Here is a 14,908-nt window from a genome sequence, read left to right as displayed (position 1 = left end):
GCCGGTCATCGTGGAACGTCAAGTAAGGGGCCGGCCGTGGCAGCCAGTTTCGCCGAATTACGCCGAATTTCTGGATTAAACGGCGGATTAAACGGAGCAGAACGCGACGGACGCGGCGTCAGTCCTTCGTTCCCGAACCGAGAGCCGATTCGCCGATTGGGTCGCCGCCCTCAATAATTTCACGGCCACCCATGTAGGGTCGGAGCGGTTCGGGGACGGTGACGGTGCCGTCGTCGTTCTGGTAGTACTCGAGGATGGCGACCATCACGCGCGGGACGGCGAGGCCCGACCCGTTGAGCGTGTGGAGGTACTCCGCCGATTCGTGGCGTTCGGGCCGGTAGCGCAGTCCGGCGCGGCGGGCTTGGAAGTCTTCGAAGTTCGACACCGACGACACTTCCAGCCACCGGCCGCCCTCCTCGGGGCCGCCCTCCATGTCGTCGCCGGGAGCCCACACCTCGATGTCGTATTTCTTCGCCTGCGTGAAGCCCAAGTCGCCCGTACACATCTCCAAGATGCGGTACGGGAGGCCGAGGCGGCGAAGCACCTCCTCGGCTTCGTCGACGAGTCCCTCGAATCGCTCGTAGCTCTCCTCGGGGCGGACGAAGTTGACCATCTCCACCTTGTTGAACTGGTGGACGCGGACGATGCCGCGCGTCTCGGTGCCGTGTTCGCCCGCCTCGCGCCGGAAGTTCGGCGTGTACGCCTGCAGCTTCAGCGGCAGGTCCTCGTCCAAGAGGATCTCGTCGCGGTACATGTTCGTGACGGGCACCTCCGCCGTCGGGCAGAGCCACAGGTCGTCGTCGTCGTACGGTTCCTCGTTCGACGCGCCGAGGCGGTAGGCGTCCTCGGTGAACTTCGGGAACTGGCCCGTCCCCTCCATCGACCGCGAGTTGACCGGAACCGGCGGGAACACGTCGGTGTAGCCCTGTTCGCGGTGGACGTTGAGGAAGAACTGGATCAGGGCGTGTTCGAGCATCGCGCCCTCGCCCTTCGTGAAGTAGAAGCCGCCGCCGGTCACCTTCGCGCCGCGTTCGAAATCTAAGATGTCGAGTTCCTCGCCGAGGTCGTAGTGCGGGACCACCTCGTCCGGAAGCGAACGCAAGTCGTCGAACCCCTCGCGGCGGCGTTCGACGTTCTCCGACTCGTCCGCGCCGACGGGGACGTCCTCGTGGGGAATCTGCGGAATCCGCATGAGGGCCGCCTCCAGTTCGTCCTCCAGTTCGTCCGCGCGGTTCTCGACGTCCTCCAACTCGGCTTTGAGTTCCTGCGACTTCTCGATGGCCGCCTGCGCCTCCTCCTCCTCGCCGGCGGCTTTGAGTTCGCCTATCTTCGAGGAGGTCTCGTTGCGTTCGTGCCGCAGGTCGTCGCCGCGGTTCTTCAGCGACCGCCACTCCTCGTCCACTTCGAGGACCCGGTCCAAGTCCACGTCCTCGACGCCCTTGTTCCGTAGCGCCTCCCGGACCGTCTCCGGGTTCTCGCGGAGGAACTGCCTGCTAATCATTGCTCCGAGATTCTGACGGGCGCGGCAAAACCGTGTCGCATCTGTGTGCCCGCGGGGCAGGGTTTACTCGGCGTCCGGGAGCGACGAGCGAGCGCTCCCCAGCGCCGTCCGCGCATCCTCGACCAGCGTCTCCACGATGGTCGCCGCCGGAGCGACCTCTCGGGTCAACCCGACGCTCTGTCCCGCGTACAGCGGTAGTTCGGTCACGTCGCCGTCCGTTCCCGGAACCGCGAGCGAGTCCTCGTACCGCGAGAGCGGTTCCCCGTCAGGGGAGCGAGCGACCGTCTCGCCCTCGCCGGGCCGTCCCCTCTCGGGTTCGCCCGCTTCCCGCCATCGGTCGGTCGTCTCGTTTCGGATGACCCGGTGGGGGACGCCCGGCCACCCGTCGGGGTACGGCGTCCCGTAGACCGTCTCCGTCTCGTCGGCCTCGACGACGCGGCGGCGATACGCGCGGTGGACGCGCGCCTCCTCCGCCGCGAGGAATCGGGTTCCGAGCCACGCCCCGTCCGCGCCGAGCGTCAACGCCGCCGCGAGTCCCCGTCCGTCGGAGATGCCGCCCGCGGCGACGACGGGCACGTCCACCGCGTCGGCGACGCGCGGAATCAACGGCATCGTCGCGACGTCGCTCTGGACGTGACCGCCCGCTTCCCAGCCTTGGGCGACGACGACATTGACGCCGGCGTCCACCGCCGTCCGGGCCTCCTCAGCGCTTCCGACGGTCTGGAGCACCGTCCCGCCCTCGTCGCGTATTCGGTCCACGAACGGGGCGGCGTCGCCGAAGGAAAAGGAGAAGATACCGATCCCGACATCGAGGCACGCCTCCACGTGGTCCGACGCGGGAACGTCCGACGCGTCGGGGTCGAGGACCACGTTCACGCCCACGGGGGCGTCCGTCCGCCGGGTCGTCTCCCGAACGGCCTCCCTCGCGTCGTCCGGGTCGCGCCACGTCACCGCGAGCATCCCCAGTCCGCCGGCCTCCGAGACGGCCGCGGCGAGTTCGGGGCAGGTCGCGCTTCCGACCGGCGCCTGCACCACCGGTCGCTCGATACCGAGTCGCTCCGTCAAACGCGTGTCCATGCTCGTCACCTCGAATCGTCGGCGAGCGAACACTTAGGTCTCCCCCGAGTGGCCGACCGAACGCTTTTGGCTCCGGGCGTCCCCCCTCACGCATGGCGATTGGCGACGTGGAGGCCGTCTCCGGCCACGACGACGTGTACTATCTGGACACCGGGATGTACGACACGGAGGCGTACGGCTCCGTCTACATCGTGGACGCGGAGCGACCGACGCTGGTCGATTCGGGCATCGGCACGCACTACGAACGGACGCTCGACGCCCTCGAATCGGTCGGGATCGCCCCCGAGGACGTGGCGTTTATCCTCCCGACGCACATCCACCTCGACCACGCGGGCGGCGCGGGCTGCCTCGCGGAGGCCTGCCCGAACGCGACGGTGATGACCCACGAGAGAGGCGTCCCGCACCTGGTGGACCCCGAACGCCTCGTCGAGGGGACGAAGGCCGCCGTCGGCGACCAGTGGCGGTTCTACGTCGACCCGAAACCGGTCCCCGAGGACCGAATTGAACCGCTGACGGACGGCGACGAGATATCGCTCGGCGACCGGACGCTCGAAGTCGTCCACGCGCCGGGGCACGCGCCCCACCAGACGATGTTCTACGAACCGGGCGAGGAGATACTGTTCACCGGCGACGCCGCGGGCATCTGGGTGCCGGCGAACGGCGAGATACGGCAGACAACGCCGCCCTCGCAGTTCGACCTCGAAGCCTGCCTGGAGGACGTCCGAACCATCGAGGAACTGTCGCCGGAGACGCTCTGCTTCGGCCACTTCGGCCCCCGCGAGTACGACGACGACCTGATGGAGACGTACAAGCGGACGCTCGTCGAGTGGGTCGAGGCCGTCCGGCAGAAACGCGAGGAACTCGGCGACGACGAGGCGGTGGTGGAACACTTCGCCGAACACACGCAGATGGTGAACGTGTGGGGCGAGACGAAGGCTCGCGAGGAGGAACGCCTGAACGCGCGCGGGGTCCTCGGCTACCTCGACTGGAAGGCGAAGCAGGGCGAGAGCGGGGAGTGACCGCGCCGTCGGCCGTCTCGGCGGGCGGCGACGGAACAACTCCTCGCGGACTGCAGCCAGTTGAACGCCGAACAACGTTCGGCCGCGCGAACGTACATCGTTTTACGTTGCGGACGAACGAGGAAGAGACATGGACTGGCGGGACGCGGAAGCGGCCTTCGACGACGAGGTAATCGGCCGCACGACGCTTGCGAGAACGTTCGAAGACAGCGCTGAGCGGAACGCTCAACGGGTCGCTCAGCGGTACAAAGGCGGCATCTACGACCGTTCGCTCGTCGAACGGGGGGCCGTCGCCGCCGCGCCGGCGGGAGCGTTCGCCGACCTGAGGTACCGCGAGATGCGCGACGTGGTTCGCAACCTCGCCGCCGGCTTTCGCGAACTCGGCGTGACCGCCGACGACCGCGTCGGTATCTTCGCGCACACGCGCATGGAGTGGGCGCAGACCGACTTCGCCCTCCTCGCGGCGGGCGCGACGGTCACGACGGTGTACACCTCCTCCTCCGAGAGACAGGTTCGGTACCTGCTGGACGACTCGGACGCGACGGGCGTCGTCGTGGAGAACGCCGACCTCCTCCGGCGGGTCCTCGCCGTCGAGGACGACCTGGATCTGGAGTTCGTCGTCGTGATGGACGAGATACCCGACGGGAGCGGGATGGCGGGGGCCGTCCGCGACAGGGACGACCTGCTCACGTTGGGCGAACTCCACGACCGCGGCGCGGAGGCGTTCGACGAGGCGGCCTACGAGGGGTGGGTGGACGACTCCGACCCCGGGGACCTCGCCTCCCTCATCTACACGTCGGGGACGACGGGCAGACCGAAGGGCGTGCGCCTCACGCACCGGAACTTCCGCTCGAACGTCAACCAGTGTTACCGGCGGTTCGGCCCCCGGCCCGACAAGGACGACGCGCCCGTCATCGCGCCGGGATCGGTGACGCTGTCGTTCCTCCCGTTGGCGCACGTCTTCGAACGCCTCGCCGGGCACTACCTCATGTTCGCCGCGGGCGCGACGGTGGCGTACGCCGAGAACCCCGACACCCTCCGCGAGGACTTCCAACTCGTCGCGCCGACGACCGGCACGAGCGTTCCGCGGGTGTACGAGAAACTGTTCGACGCCGTCCGGACGGAGGCGTCGCAGTCGGCCCTGAAGCAGCGCGTCTTCGAGTGGGCCGTGGACGTGGGGCGACGGCACCACGAGAGCGACGCCCCCGGCTACCTCCTCGGCCTGCAGCACAGAGTCGCCGACCGACTCGTCTTCGAACAGGTCAGGGAGGCCCTCGGCGGGCGGATAGAGTTCTTCATAAGCGGCGGCGGGAGCCTCTCTTCTGAGCTGTGCGCCCTGTATCACGGGATGGGGCTGCCGATTCTGGAGGGGTACGGGCTGACCGAGACGTCGCCCGTCATCGCCGTCAACCCCGTCGAGGAGCCCAAAGTGGGAACCATCGGCCCGCCGGTGGAGGACGTCGAGGTGAAACTCGACGACACCGTCGTCGGCGACATCGAGGGCGAGGCGGGCGGCGAGGTGGGCGAGCTCCTCGTCCGCGGCCCGAACGTGACCGACGGCTACTGGAACCTCCCCGAGGAGACGGCGGAGTCGTTCGAGGGCGGATGGTTCCGGACGGGCGACATCGTGGAACTGCGACCCGACGGGTACGTCGCCTTCCGAGAGCGCGCGAAGCAGATCCTCGTGCTCTCGACGGGCAAGAACGTCGCGCCCGGTCCGATAGAGGACGCCTTCGCCTCCAGTTCCGTCGTCGAACAGTGCATGGTTCTCGGCGACGGCAGGAAGTTCGTCTCCGCGCTGGTCGTACCGAACTTCGAGGGAATGCGCGAGTGGGACGAACGGGAGGGGCTCGGCCTGCCCGAAAAGCCCGAGGACCTCTGCCGCGACGACCGAGTTCGGGCACGGGTGCGGGAGGAGGTAGACCGGGTGAACGAGTCCCTGGAGTCCTACGAGCGGATAAAGCAGTTCCGCCTCGTCCCCGAGGAGTTCTCCGAGGACAACGAGCTCATGACGCCGACGATGAAGAAGAAGCGGCGGAACATCCTCGATCGGTACGCGGATCAGATAGAGATGCTGTACCGCGCTCCCGACGGCGAGGACGAGACGGCCGCCTCCCGCGACTGACCCTTTCTACTACTTTTGTCCTATTTGGGAGATTTTCCGAACGTACGTTCAGTTCCACACCCGGAAACAGCGTTGGGAATGTATGGACTTATGGTTGTTCGCCACATCGCCACAGTCACATGGAGGTGTCATAGTGGCTACCGCCGAAGGGGCGAACCTCATCCCGATCGTCGCGGCCATCATCGGCATCGGAGTCGTATCGCAGGTACTCTCCGACCGGTTTCAGGTCCCGAGCGTCGTCTTCTTGCTGTTCTCGGGAATCGTCCTCGGTCCGGAGGTACTGGGAGTCATCGGTCCGAACTCGTTCGGGAACGCTCTCTCGGCCATCGTCGGCCTCTCCGTCGCCATCATCGTCTTCGAGGGCGCCTTCCACCTCCGGGCGTCGAAACTCCGCGAAGCGCCGTCGGCGACGCTCGGGTTGGTGACCATCGGCGCGGTGCTGTCGCTTCTGGGAACCGCCGCCGCGGTCCACTTCCTTCTGGACGCCGCGTGGCCGATCTCGTTCCTCATCGGCGCGTTGCTCGTCGCCACGGGGCCGACGGTCATCACGCCGATTCTCGAAGTCGTCCCGGCGCGGGACCGAGTCGAGGCGGCGTTGGAGACGGAGGGTATCGTCAACGACGTGACGGCCGCGATCCTCGCCGTCGTCATCTTCGAGGCCATCATCTCCGGCATCACCAGCGGACCCGAGCTTCTGACGCTGTTCGCCGAACGCCTCGGCGTCGGCATCCTCGTCGGCGGACTCGTCGCCGCGACCATCTACTACGCGCTTCGGTACGTGGACCTCTCGCCGGGGAACGCTCCGCAGAACGCGCGACTGCTCGTCCTCGCCGGCGCACTCGTCGCGTACGGTGCCGCCGACACCATCGCCACCGAGTCCGGCATCGCCGCGGTGGCGACGGCGGGTCTCCTCCTCGCCAACCTCGACGTGCCGTACGAGGAGGACATCTCCGCGTTCAAAGGCGACATCACCCTGCTGGTGCTCTCGTTCGTCTTCATCGCCTTGGCGGCACTCCTGCAGTTCGAGACGCTCATCGCGCTCGGCGCGGGCGGGCTCGGCGTCGTCGTCGCCGTCGCGCTCGTCGTTCGACCGCTCGGCGTCTTCTTATCGACCGTCGGCGACCGGTTCAGCTTCCAAGAGCGGATGTTCATGAGCCTCGTCGGACCCCGCGGCATCATCCCCGCGTCGGTCGCAACGCTGTTCGCCATCCAGCTCCGTGCGGAGGGGTTGACGGAGGCCGCGGACCTTCTTGTCGGCACCGTCTTCCTCGTCATCCTCGCTACGGTCGTCCTCGAAGGCGGGTTCGCCCGCCGAATCGCAGAATACCTCGACATCATACCAATGCGTGTACTCGTCATCGGAGGCGGAAAGGTGGGGAGAGAGCTCGCCGCCCGCCTCGAAAACCGCGGAGAGAACGTAGTGCTCATCGACCAGAGTCAGGAAGCCGTCCAAATCGCCCGCAACGAGGGCTTCACCGTCCACAAGGGCGACGGCACCGACACGGACGTGCTCCGTTCGGCCGGGGCCGACAACAGTCGCATCGTCGTGGCCGCGACCGGCGACGACGACGTGAACCTGCTCGTCGCCCAGCTCGTCAACTCGAAGTTCGACCCCGAGACGGTTCTGGCGCGGGCGAACAACCCCGACAACGTGGACGCGTTCGAGGAGCTCGGCGTGCGGACCATCTCCTCGGTTCTCGCCACCGCGCAGGCGATGGACAACTACATCGAGCGGCCGGCGATGATGGACTGGATGGGCGAAGTCGGCCACACCGGCGACATCCAGGAGGTCGAACTGACCGCCGAGGAGCACATCGGACGCACCGTCCGCGAAGTCGGTCCGGAACTCCCGGGCGACTGCCTCATCGCGTTGGTCGCCAGAGACGGCGACACGCGCGTTCCGAGCGCGGACTTCACGCTCCAGCGGGGCGACCGAATCACCGTCATGGGTGCCAACGAGTCGGTCCGCGAGGCGCTACAGTACGTCCACCCAGACGACTAGCCCGCGGAACCGCCGCGACGGTCGCTCTCGCTCACTCGTCGCCGCGGGCGCGAACCGCCGCGGCGGCGGCCGCCGCGCCCACGCCGAGGACGCCCGCGACGGCGTCGAAGCCGGGAATCGCCCCGCCCGACGTCGTCCCCTGCGGCGTCGGCGTCTCGATACCGGTCGCGCCGACCTCTTCGAGGGTGACCGTCACGAAGTTGCTCGGACAGGGGTTCTGACTGTTGATGACGAACACCGACCCGGAGTCGATGATGCTCCCCTGCGTCACCGCGAAGATGGTCGTCTGCGCGGACCGTCGGTCCCCGGTCGTCTCGAAGATGGTCGCGTCGAAGCCCGTGATGTCCTCGTTGCTCTCGGCGAACCCACATCGGCCGGCGCCCGAGGTGTCCGCCTCCCGGTCGTAGCCGGTCACCTGCAGGAACAACCCGGTGTAGTCCGACTGGCCGAACGTCGGGGCGTCCGTCGGGAGGGCGGCCTCCGCGGCCACCTCCTCCTCGGGCGCACTCGTCCCCGACTCCTCGGTGGGGAACTCCGTGGGCGGTTCCGTGGGGCTGTTGTCGGTCGTCACCGTCCCCTCCTGCGCCGACGCGCCGCCGACGAACGCCGGGAGCGAGGCGGCCGCGCCCGCGGTTACGACGCCTCTCAGTAGCCGTCGCCGCGAGAACGTCCCCGAACTCTCCCCAGCGTCCGACGCGTCCGCTCTAGGCTCTGTCGTCATGTGTGGGGACTCACTCGGAACGCCGAAAAGCGTCGTGGCCTCTCGCCCGTCGCTCACCGCCTACCGACTGAACTCGATGGCCGCGCCCTGCCCGAATCCGACGCAGAGCGTCGCGAGTCCGCGCTCTTCGTCGCGCTTCAGCATCTCGTGAATCAGCGTCACGGGGAGGCGCGCGCCGGACGCGCCGAGGGGGTGGCCGAGGGCTATCGCGCCGCCGTTGACGTTGTACCGCGCGTCCTCGACGCCGAGTTCCTCGCGGGCGTAGACGGCCTGACTGGCGAACGCCTCGTTCAGTTCCACGAGGCCGTAGTCGGAGATGTCCCGGCCGGCGCGTTCGAGGAGTCGCCGCGTCGCCGGCACCGGGCCGATGCCCATCACCGTCGGGTCGACGCCCGCGACGGCGTTCGTGCCGACTTCGGCGAGGATGTCGAGGCCGTTCTCCTCGGCGAACTCCCGACTCGTGACGAGAACCGCCGCCGCGCCGTCGGTTATCTGCGAGGAGTTCCCCGCGGTGACGGTGCCGTCGCCGGTGAACGCCGGCGAGAGACCCGACAGCGCCTCCATGGAGGTGTCGTGGCGGATGCCCTCGTCCGTCGTGACGACGCCGTCGTCCGTCTCGATGGGGACGATTTCGTCGTCGAAGCGGCCCGATTCGGTCGCCTCCGCGGCGCGATTGTGACTCCGCAGGGCGTACTCGTCCTGTTCCTCCCGGGAGACGCCCTCCTGTTCGGCCACCTTCTCCGCCGTCATCCCCATCTGGAGTTGGAAGATGTTGTACTTCTCCGACAGTTCGGGGTGGAGGTGCTGGTAGGAGTCGCCGTCCATCGGGACGCGACTCATGCTCTCGACGCCGCCGGCGATGATACACTCGCGGTTCCCCGCCGCGATGGCGTCGGAGGCGGAGATGACGGCCTGCATCGAGGAGGCGCACCAGCGGTTGATGCTCGTCGCCGGCGTCCCCTCGCCGAGTTCCGAGAGGAGGGCGATGACGCGCGCGACGTTGTTGTCCTGTTCGCCGCGTTGCTGGGCGACCCCCCACATGAGGTCGTTCACGTCGGCGCTCTGCAGGCCCGTCTCCTCCATGATGTGGTCGATGAGGGCGACCGAGAGGTCCTCGCTTCGCGTGTCCTCGAAGACGCCGCCGGCCTTGCCGAACGGCGTTCGGTACGCGGCCGCGATGACTGGCGTAGGCATACTCCCAGTTCGAACGTCTGCGGCAATAAATGGGGTAGAACTCGAAGGATAGCACACGGAGTTTCACGTGCTCCGGGTTCCTCCGGGCGGGTCACCGAAACCACCGGGCGAGGCGTCCTCGACGGCGAGCAGTTCGCGCGGCGTCCGCGGTAGTCGCCCGCAGACCTTCGAGACGTATTATCGGTATAAGGTATTTCTCGCCGGCGTCGGCGGGCGACGCGGTAACACGAGCCGTCTCTCTCGCCCACCCTTCGACGGTCTTAAGCGTTCGTGGCCGCAACTTCTTACGGATGAGTAATCGGGCTCTCGAGGTAGTCGAATTTCTCCTCACGGCTCATCTCTACACGGAAAACCGGGGGTTGGACGAGAACGACCTGCCGCCGCGGTACCGCCGAGTGTTCTGGGCGGAACCGGACGATGACGCCGAGACGGACGAGAACGCCCCAATCGGTATCGAGCGACCGCTCGTCGTTACCGAGAGTACGGCGAGGAAAGCAACCGGCGTCGAACACCCGTGGGACGCCGTCTCCGACCTGCTGTTCACCCAGCGCGAGGACTTCTCCGGCCGCATCTCGCTGACGCAACCCGAGATGGCGACCGAGTGGTTCCTCGACAGGGCCGAACGCGACCGGTTGGAGACGAACCCCACCATCGCGGCGACCGTCGAGGACCGCGGCGACGTGGACGTGACCCACGCCGAGGCGCGCGAGCACACCCGGCCGATTCAGGCCGACCGCGTCTGGATAGACAGCCTCCTCGACGAGTACTTCGACGAGGAGGAGGACGCGGAGATGCTCGACCTGGTGCAGGTCCGCGCGCCGGAGGAGATAGAGATGACCCTCCAAGACTTGGTCCTCACGCAGGACCAAGAGGGCGAGATACAGAAGCTGATGAAGGCCATCGAACACCGCGAGTACCTCGCGGAGATCGGTCTCCGCGAGATAGGGAAGATCCTGTTCGTGGGGCCGCCGGGGACGGGCAAGACCACCGTGACGCGCGCGCTCGCCCACGAACTCGGGCTTCCGTTCGTCGAGGTGAAGCTCTCGATGATAACGAGCCAGTACCTCGGGGAGACGGCCAAGAACGTCGAGAAGACGTTCGAGGTGGCAAAGCGCCTCTCGCCGTGCATCCTCTTCATCGACGAGTTCGACTCCGTGGCGAAGACCCGGCGATCGGACGAGCACGCCGCGCTCAAGCGGGCGGTCAACACCCTGCTGAAGAGCATCGACGACATCTCGCTCATCCGCGACGAGGTCATCCTCATCGGCGCGACCAACCACCCCGACCAGCTCGACTCGGCGGCGTGGCGTCGCTTCGACGAGATCGTCAACTTCCCCAAGCCGGACCGCGACATGCGCGCGGACATCCTCCGCATCATCACGAGGCGGATGGACGTCGCAGAGTTCGACCCCGAGTCCGTCGCCGACCGGACGGAGGGTCTCACCGGGTCCGACCTGCGGATGGTGATGCGGGAGGCCGTCCTCGAAGCGCTCACCGAAGAGCGGATGTCGCTCACGCAGGAGGACATCCTCGACGCCGTCGAGGACTTCGAGGAACGGGACAACCTGAAGAACATGGACATGATGTCCGACGGCGAGCAGTTGGTCGCGGGCGACGGCAGCGGTCACGACCACGACCACGGCCACGACGGCCACGACCACGACTGAGGCGACGCGATGCGGTGCGGGTCGCCCTCCTTCTCGACAACGTACTTGGCGGGCGGTCGGGAACCCGTCGAGCGATGCCCTCCACCAGACGCGCGTTCGTCGGCGGAGTCGCCGCAGTCGCCCTCCTCGGCGGGTGCCTCGGCGGCGCGCCGACCGCATCGAAGCGCGGTGACTGCGACGGTGACGCTCGACGGCCGGACGGCGACGCGAACCGTCCTGACGTGGGTTCGGTACCTCGAAGCCAGTGCGAGCGACCACCGGCCGCCGAACCGAGACGCCTAATTGTCCGGCGGACGGTCGTACGCCCGTGAACCGCCGCCTCGCAACCGTCGGCCTGTTCGGGACGCTCGCCACCCTCTGGGGCTTTTCGTTTCTCGCCATCTCCGTCGGCCTCGAATCGCTCGAACCGGTGCTGTTCGCGGCGTTCCGCTACGACCTCGGAGCGGTGCTCCTGTTGGGCTACGCCCTCGCTAGCGGCGCGACGTGGCGGCCGACCGACCGCGCGAACGCCGCGGCCGTCCTCGCGGGCGGCGTCTTCCTCGTCGGGATGAACGCCTTCCTGTTCGTCGGCCAGCAGACGGTTCCGAGCGGCGTCGCGGCGATTCTGCAGAGTCTCGTCCCCATCGCCACGTCGCTGTGGGCGCTGGGACTCCTGCCGGAGGAACGCGTCTCGCCGGTCGGAGCGGTCGGCATCGCCCTCGGCTTCCTCGGCGTCGTCCTCATCGTCCGGCCGGACCCCGCGAACCTGCTGGGCGACCGAGTCGTCGGCCGACTGCTCATCCTCGTCCAAGTCTCGGGCGTCGCGTTGGGCGGCGTCCTCGTCCAACGGGCGCGCCCGACGCTGGACAACGCCGCCCTCTCCGGGTGGTCGATGCTCGTCGGCGGGGTTCTCCTGCACGCCGTCAGCGTCGGCCTCGGCGAGTCGTTCTCGCTCCCGACCACCCTGCGGGCGGGGGCCGCGGTGGCGTACCTCGGCGTCTTCGCCACCGCCGTCGCCTTCTTCATCTACTTCCACCTGCTGGAGACGCAGGGCGCACTCGAAACGTCGCTCGTCGCCTACCTCGTGCCGGTGGTCGCCACCGTCGCCGGCGTGGCGATACTCGGCGAGACCGTCACGCTCGCGACGCTAGCGGGCTTCCTCGTCGTCTTCGCCGGGTTCGTCGTCCTCAAGCGCCAGGCGATAGCCGACCTCGTCAGCGACACCGCGGGCGCCGTCGGGCGCGCGGGCGACTGACCCGGCGGCGGGCGACTGACCCGGCGGCGGGCGAACCCGCAGACCGGGACGCATCGACTACGCTTATCAACCGGCGGAGACGTACCTCGTGGTGATGCGGGTCACTCTCCTCGGCACGGGCGACACGACGGGAACGCCGACCGTCGGATGCGACTGCGACACCTGCCGGTCGGCGCGCGAACGCGGCGTCGAGCGCAGTCGCTTCTCCGTTCACGTCGAGAACGAGAGAACCGACGAGTCGCTTCTCGTTGACTTCAGCCCCGACTTCCGGCACCAGTTCCTGACGCGCGACGTTCCCCTCCCGGATGCGGGCGTCGTGACGCACGTCCACTTCGACCACATCGACGGCCTCGGCAACGCCTACCGCGTGTTCGACGAGTTGCCCGTCCACGCGGCGAACGAGACGGACCCGAAGACCGGCGAGAGCGTCGCCGAGACCGTCGCCGACAAGTACGACTACCTCGAACGGGTCACCGTCCGCGGGCACGCGCCGTTCGAGTCGTTCCGCGTCTGCGGCCTCGACGTGACCCTCGTCCCCGTCGATCACCCGCCGCTTCTCTGTTACGGACTCGCCGTCGAGGACCCCGAGACGGGCGCGAAGCTCTCCGTCTCGGGCGACACGAACTTCGCCGTCCCCGAGGAGTCCCGCGAGGTGCTTCGCGACCCGGACCTCTTTCTCGCCGACGCCATCGTCCCGGCGTCGCTCTGCGAACACCACCCCCTCGGCGGACGGCATCACGACGAGGACGGCGTCCCGCGCACGTTCGGAACGAAGCACATGACCAGGGAGGGTGCGCTCTCCCTCGCCGACGACCTGAACGCGTCGGAGACGCGTCTCGTCCACACGGCGCACTTCTACCCGTCCGACGAGGCGTTCGAGGAGCCCCTCGCCGTGGACGGGGAGACGTACGATCTCTGAGAGCGTCGCCGCCCCCGCGTCGCACGCGTCGCACATTCGGGCACGTCGCGCCCTCTCCCACCAGAGGATACTTCGCCGCGGGGCGACCCGATAGAGTATGCCGACTGTCTCCTCTGACATCCGCTACGCCGTCGCAAGCGCCGTCGCCGGCGGCGTCGTCTTCGTCGCCCTCTCGTGGGCGGTGGAGGGAGAAGTCGACTGGGTGCGCGGCGCGGCGTTCATGCTGGCGTTCGGGGTCGTCGTGACCGTCGCACTCGTCTACTCGAAGCAGGAGAAGTGAGCGTCAGACGAACCTGTCGAGTCCGCTCTGCCACCGGGCGACGCCTTTCGGGTTTCGGACCCACGCCGTCCGGGCGTCTCGGAGGGCGGCGGCGTCCGCGTCGGGCGCGTCGCCCTCCTCGCGCGCCGGGCAGTCCGCGCCGCACTCCCGCGAGGGGTCCACGACGCGGCCGAAGTGCGAACAGAGGGGTCGCCCGTCGGCCGTCGCGCCGGCGCGGGCGCAGGCGGGGAACTCGTACGTCCGCCAGCCCTTGCCGTAGGCGCGTTCCGCGAGTCGCCGCCGCGCGCGGGTCTTCTCCGCGGCGGAGACGACGGCCACGTCCGTCCGCAGGGGCCGTTCCTCGACGAGTTCGACGCCCGGGCGGTCCGTCGGCAGGGGCGCGGGTTCCCGAACGACCGTCCGGTCGCCCGTCTCGGGGTCGAACCGCCAGACGCCCACCTCCTCGGGCAGGCGGTTCAGGTGGGCGCGGGTGACGTAACTCTCGGTGGCGAGGACGACGCTGTCGAAGAGGCCGAGGCTCACGTCGGTCCGCAACTGGCGTTCGAGTGCGCCCGGCGCGTCCAAGTCGGGTTTGTTCTCGACGCCGACGAGGCCGGAGAACCACTCGTCGGGGTAGCGGGTCGTCCGACGAACGTACTCCCGCGCGCCGCGGCGTTCGCGTTCGAAGAATCCGCTCTCGACGGCGCGGTCCACCGCGGTTCGGGCCGCCTCGCGGGAGCAGTCGAAGGCGTCACGCCAGTACACCGCCTCCCCGACGCCCACGTCGCTCTCGATGGCGCGCGCGGGAATCGTGTCGGCGGTGACGGCCGTTCGCTCCTCGAACTTCGGGCCGGGGACGACGGCGCAGATGTCGACGATGCGGCGGCCGGGAGCGACGACTGCCGCGCCGAGTTGTCGGGCGGGGAGCCACTCGGTTTCGGCTTCGAGGTGGGCGCACAACGCGAGTTCGAACGCGAACTCTCGCGTCCGGTCGTCCGAGGCGGGCACGGGGGACACTCCGGGCGGCGCGGACAAAAGCACCTCGCCGGACGGCGAGGGAGCGAAACGGGGGAGGCGGACGGGGGTCAGGCGAACGCTCCGACGGTAGACACTTCCAGAACGGGCGTTCGACGTCCGAGCGAAATCCGGGGCGTCGTCGGAGCGAGGGGGTTGCAATCGCGCGGTACATG

Annotated in this window: 13 protein-coding genes; 8 read left to right on the top strand and 5 right to left on the bottom strand. The window is 68.4% G+C overall.

Annotation, left to right across the window (positions count from 1 at the left end; all coding sequences use genetic code 11):
• Positions 1-118: 118 nt before the first annotated feature.
• The gene (gene serS / locus ACFQEV_RS03225) at positions 119-1,501 is read right to left on the bottom strand and encodes a serine--tRNA ligase (protein ID WP_379692585.1); all 1,383 of its coding nucleotides are present in this window, start codon (positions 1,499-1,501) and stop codon (positions 119-121) included.
• Positions 1,502-1,564: 63 nt separating this feature from the next.
• Entirely contained in the window at positions 1,565-2,578 is a 1,014-nt protein-coding gene (locus ACFQEV_RS03220) for an NAD(P)H-dependent flavin oxidoreductase (protein WP_379692583.1), read from the bottom strand.
• Positions 2,579-2,670: 92 nt separating this feature from the next.
• Here ACFQEV_RS03220 and ACFQEV_RS03215 point away from each other — a divergent pair, with 92 nt between their 5' ends.
• The 3 genes from ACFQEV_RS03215 to ACFQEV_RS03205 all read left to right on the top strand — a co-directional run bounded on the left by ACFQEV_RS03215 (position 2,671) and on the right by ACFQEV_RS03205 (position 7,724).
• Complete coding sequence (locus tag ACFQEV_RS03215; protein WP_379692581.1) at positions 2,671-3,597, top strand: MBL fold metallo-hydrolase; 927 nt, start codon at positions 2,671-2,673, stop codon at positions 3,595-3,597.
• 130 nt (positions 3,598-3,727) lie between these two features.
• Positions 3,728-5,722 carry an AMP-dependent synthetase/ligase gene (locus tag ACFQEV_RS03210; protein WP_379692580.1) on the top strand — a complete coding sequence of 665 codons (1,995 nt, stop codon included), beginning with the start codon at positions 3,728-3,730 and terminating at the stop codon, positions 5,720-5,722.
• A 133-nt stretch (positions 5,723-5,855) separates the two neighbouring features.
• A complete protein-coding gene (locus tag ACFQEV_RS03205) occupies positions 5,856-7,724 on the top strand; it encodes a cation:proton antiporter domain-containing protein (RefSeq protein WP_379692579.1) in 1,869 nt (622 codons plus the stop codon).
• Between the two features lie 31 nt (positions 7,725-7,755).
• Here ACFQEV_RS03205 and ACFQEV_RS03200 read toward each other — a convergent pair whose 3' ends face one another.
• Together ACFQEV_RS03200 and ACFQEV_RS03195 are read right to left on the bottom strand one after the other, a co-directional pair.
• Positions 7,756-8,445 (bottom strand): hypothetical protein, encoded by a 690-nt coding sequence (locus ACFQEV_RS03200; protein ID WP_379692577.1) that lies wholly within the window; start codon positions 8,443-8,445, stop codon positions 7,756-7,758.
• A gap of 60 nt (positions 8,446-8,505) precedes the next feature.
• Positions 8,506-9,639, bottom strand: coding sequence for a thiolase family protein (locus ACFQEV_RS03195; protein ID WP_379692576.1), 1,134 nt, complete (start codon positions 9,637-9,639; stop codon positions 8,506-8,508).
• Positions 9,640-9,929: 290 nt separating this feature from the next.
• On the opposite strand from ACFQEV_RS03195, the gene ACFQEV_RS03190 reads away from it, so the two are divergent.
• The 5 genes from ACFQEV_RS03190 (at position 9,930) to ACFQEV_RS03170 (ending at position 13,739) form a co-directional block, all read left to right on the top strand.
• Positions 9,930-11,306, top strand: a complete 1,377-nt coding sequence (locus ACFQEV_RS03190) for an ATP-binding protein (protein WP_379692575.1) — start codon at positions 9,930-9,932, stop codon at positions 11,304-11,306.
• A gap of 9 nt (positions 11,307-11,315) precedes the next feature.
• Positions 11,316-11,588, top strand: a complete 273-nt coding sequence (locus ACFQEV_RS03185; protein WP_379692573.1) for a hypothetical protein — start codon at positions 11,316-11,318, stop codon at positions 11,586-11,588.
• A gap of 25 nt (positions 11,589-11,613) precedes the next feature.
• Entirely contained in the window at positions 11,614-12,540 is a 927-nt protein-coding gene (locus ACFQEV_RS03180; RefSeq protein ID WP_379692571.1) for a DMT family transporter, read from the top strand.
• A 94-nt stretch (positions 12,541-12,634) separates the two neighbouring features.
• Positions 12,635-13,459, top strand: coding sequence for an MBL fold metallo-hydrolase (locus ACFQEV_RS03175; RefSeq protein WP_379692570.1), 825 nt, complete (start codon positions 12,635-12,637; stop codon positions 13,457-13,459).
• 97 nt (positions 13,460-13,556) lie between these two features.
• Positions 13,557-13,739, top strand: coding sequence for a hypothetical protein (locus ACFQEV_RS03170; RefSeq protein ID WP_379692568.1), 183 nt, complete (start codon positions 13,557-13,559; stop codon positions 13,737-13,739).
• Between the two features lie 3 nt (positions 13,740-13,742).
• Here ACFQEV_RS03170 and ACFQEV_RS03165 read toward each other — a convergent pair whose 3' ends face one another.
• Positions 13,743-14,726 (bottom strand): DUF5787 family protein, encoded by a 984-nt coding sequence (locus tag ACFQEV_RS03165; RefSeq protein ID WP_379692566.1) that lies wholly within the window; start codon positions 14,724-14,726, stop codon positions 13,743-13,745.
• Between the last annotated feature and the right edge of the window lie 182 nt (positions 14,727-14,908).

The sequence above is a fragment of the Halopelagius fulvigenes genome, assembly GCF_042662625.1.
Taxonomy (GTDB): domain Archaea; phylum Halobacteriota; class Halobacteria; order Halobacteriales; family Haloferacaceae; genus Halopelagius; species Halopelagius fulvigenes.
This window is presented reverse-complemented; position numbering and strand designations above follow the sequence as displayed.

Excerpts from the sequence above, each read along its gene's own strand:
- ACFQEV_RS03220 (WP_379692583.1), bottom strand. The coding sequence starts at position 2,578 with ATGGACACGCGTTTGACGGAGCGACTCGGTATCGAGCGACCGGTGGTG.
- ACFQEV_RS03200 (WP_379692577.1), bottom strand. The coding sequence starts at position 8,445 with ATGACGACAGAGCCTAGAGCGGACGCGTCGGACGCTGGGGAGAGTTCG.
- serS (WP_379692585.1), bottom strand. The coding sequence starts at position 1,501 with ATGATTAGCAGGCAGTTCCTCCGCGAGAACCCGGAGACGGTCCGGGAG.
- ACFQEV_RS03210 (WP_379692580.1), top strand. The coding sequence starts at position 3,728 with ATGGACTGGCGGGACGCGGAAGCGGCCTTCGACGACGAGGTAATCGGC.
- ACFQEV_RS03185 (WP_379692573.1), top strand. The coding sequence starts at position 11,316 with ATGCGGTGCGGGTCGCCCTCCTTCTCGACAACGTACTTGGCGGGCGGT.
- ACFQEV_RS03195 (WP_379692576.1), bottom strand. The coding sequence starts at position 9,639 with ATGCCTACGCCAGTCATCGCGGCCGCGTACCGAACGCCGTTCGGCAAG.
- ACFQEV_RS03215 (WP_379692581.1), top strand. The coding sequence starts at position 2,671 with ATGGCGATTGGCGACGTGGAGGCCGTCTCCGGCCACGACGACGTGTAC.
- ACFQEV_RS03175 (WP_379692570.1), top strand. The coding sequence starts at position 12,635 with ATGCGGGTCACTCTCCTCGGCACGGGCGACACGACGGGAACGCCGACC.
- ACFQEV_RS03170 (WP_379692568.1), top strand. The coding sequence starts at position 13,557 with ATGCCGACTGTCTCCTCTGACATCCGCTACGCCGTCGCAAGCGCCGTC.
- ACFQEV_RS03190 (WP_379692575.1), top strand. The coding sequence starts at position 9,930 with ATGAGTAATCGGGCTCTCGAGGTAGTCGAATTTCTCCTCACGGCTCAT.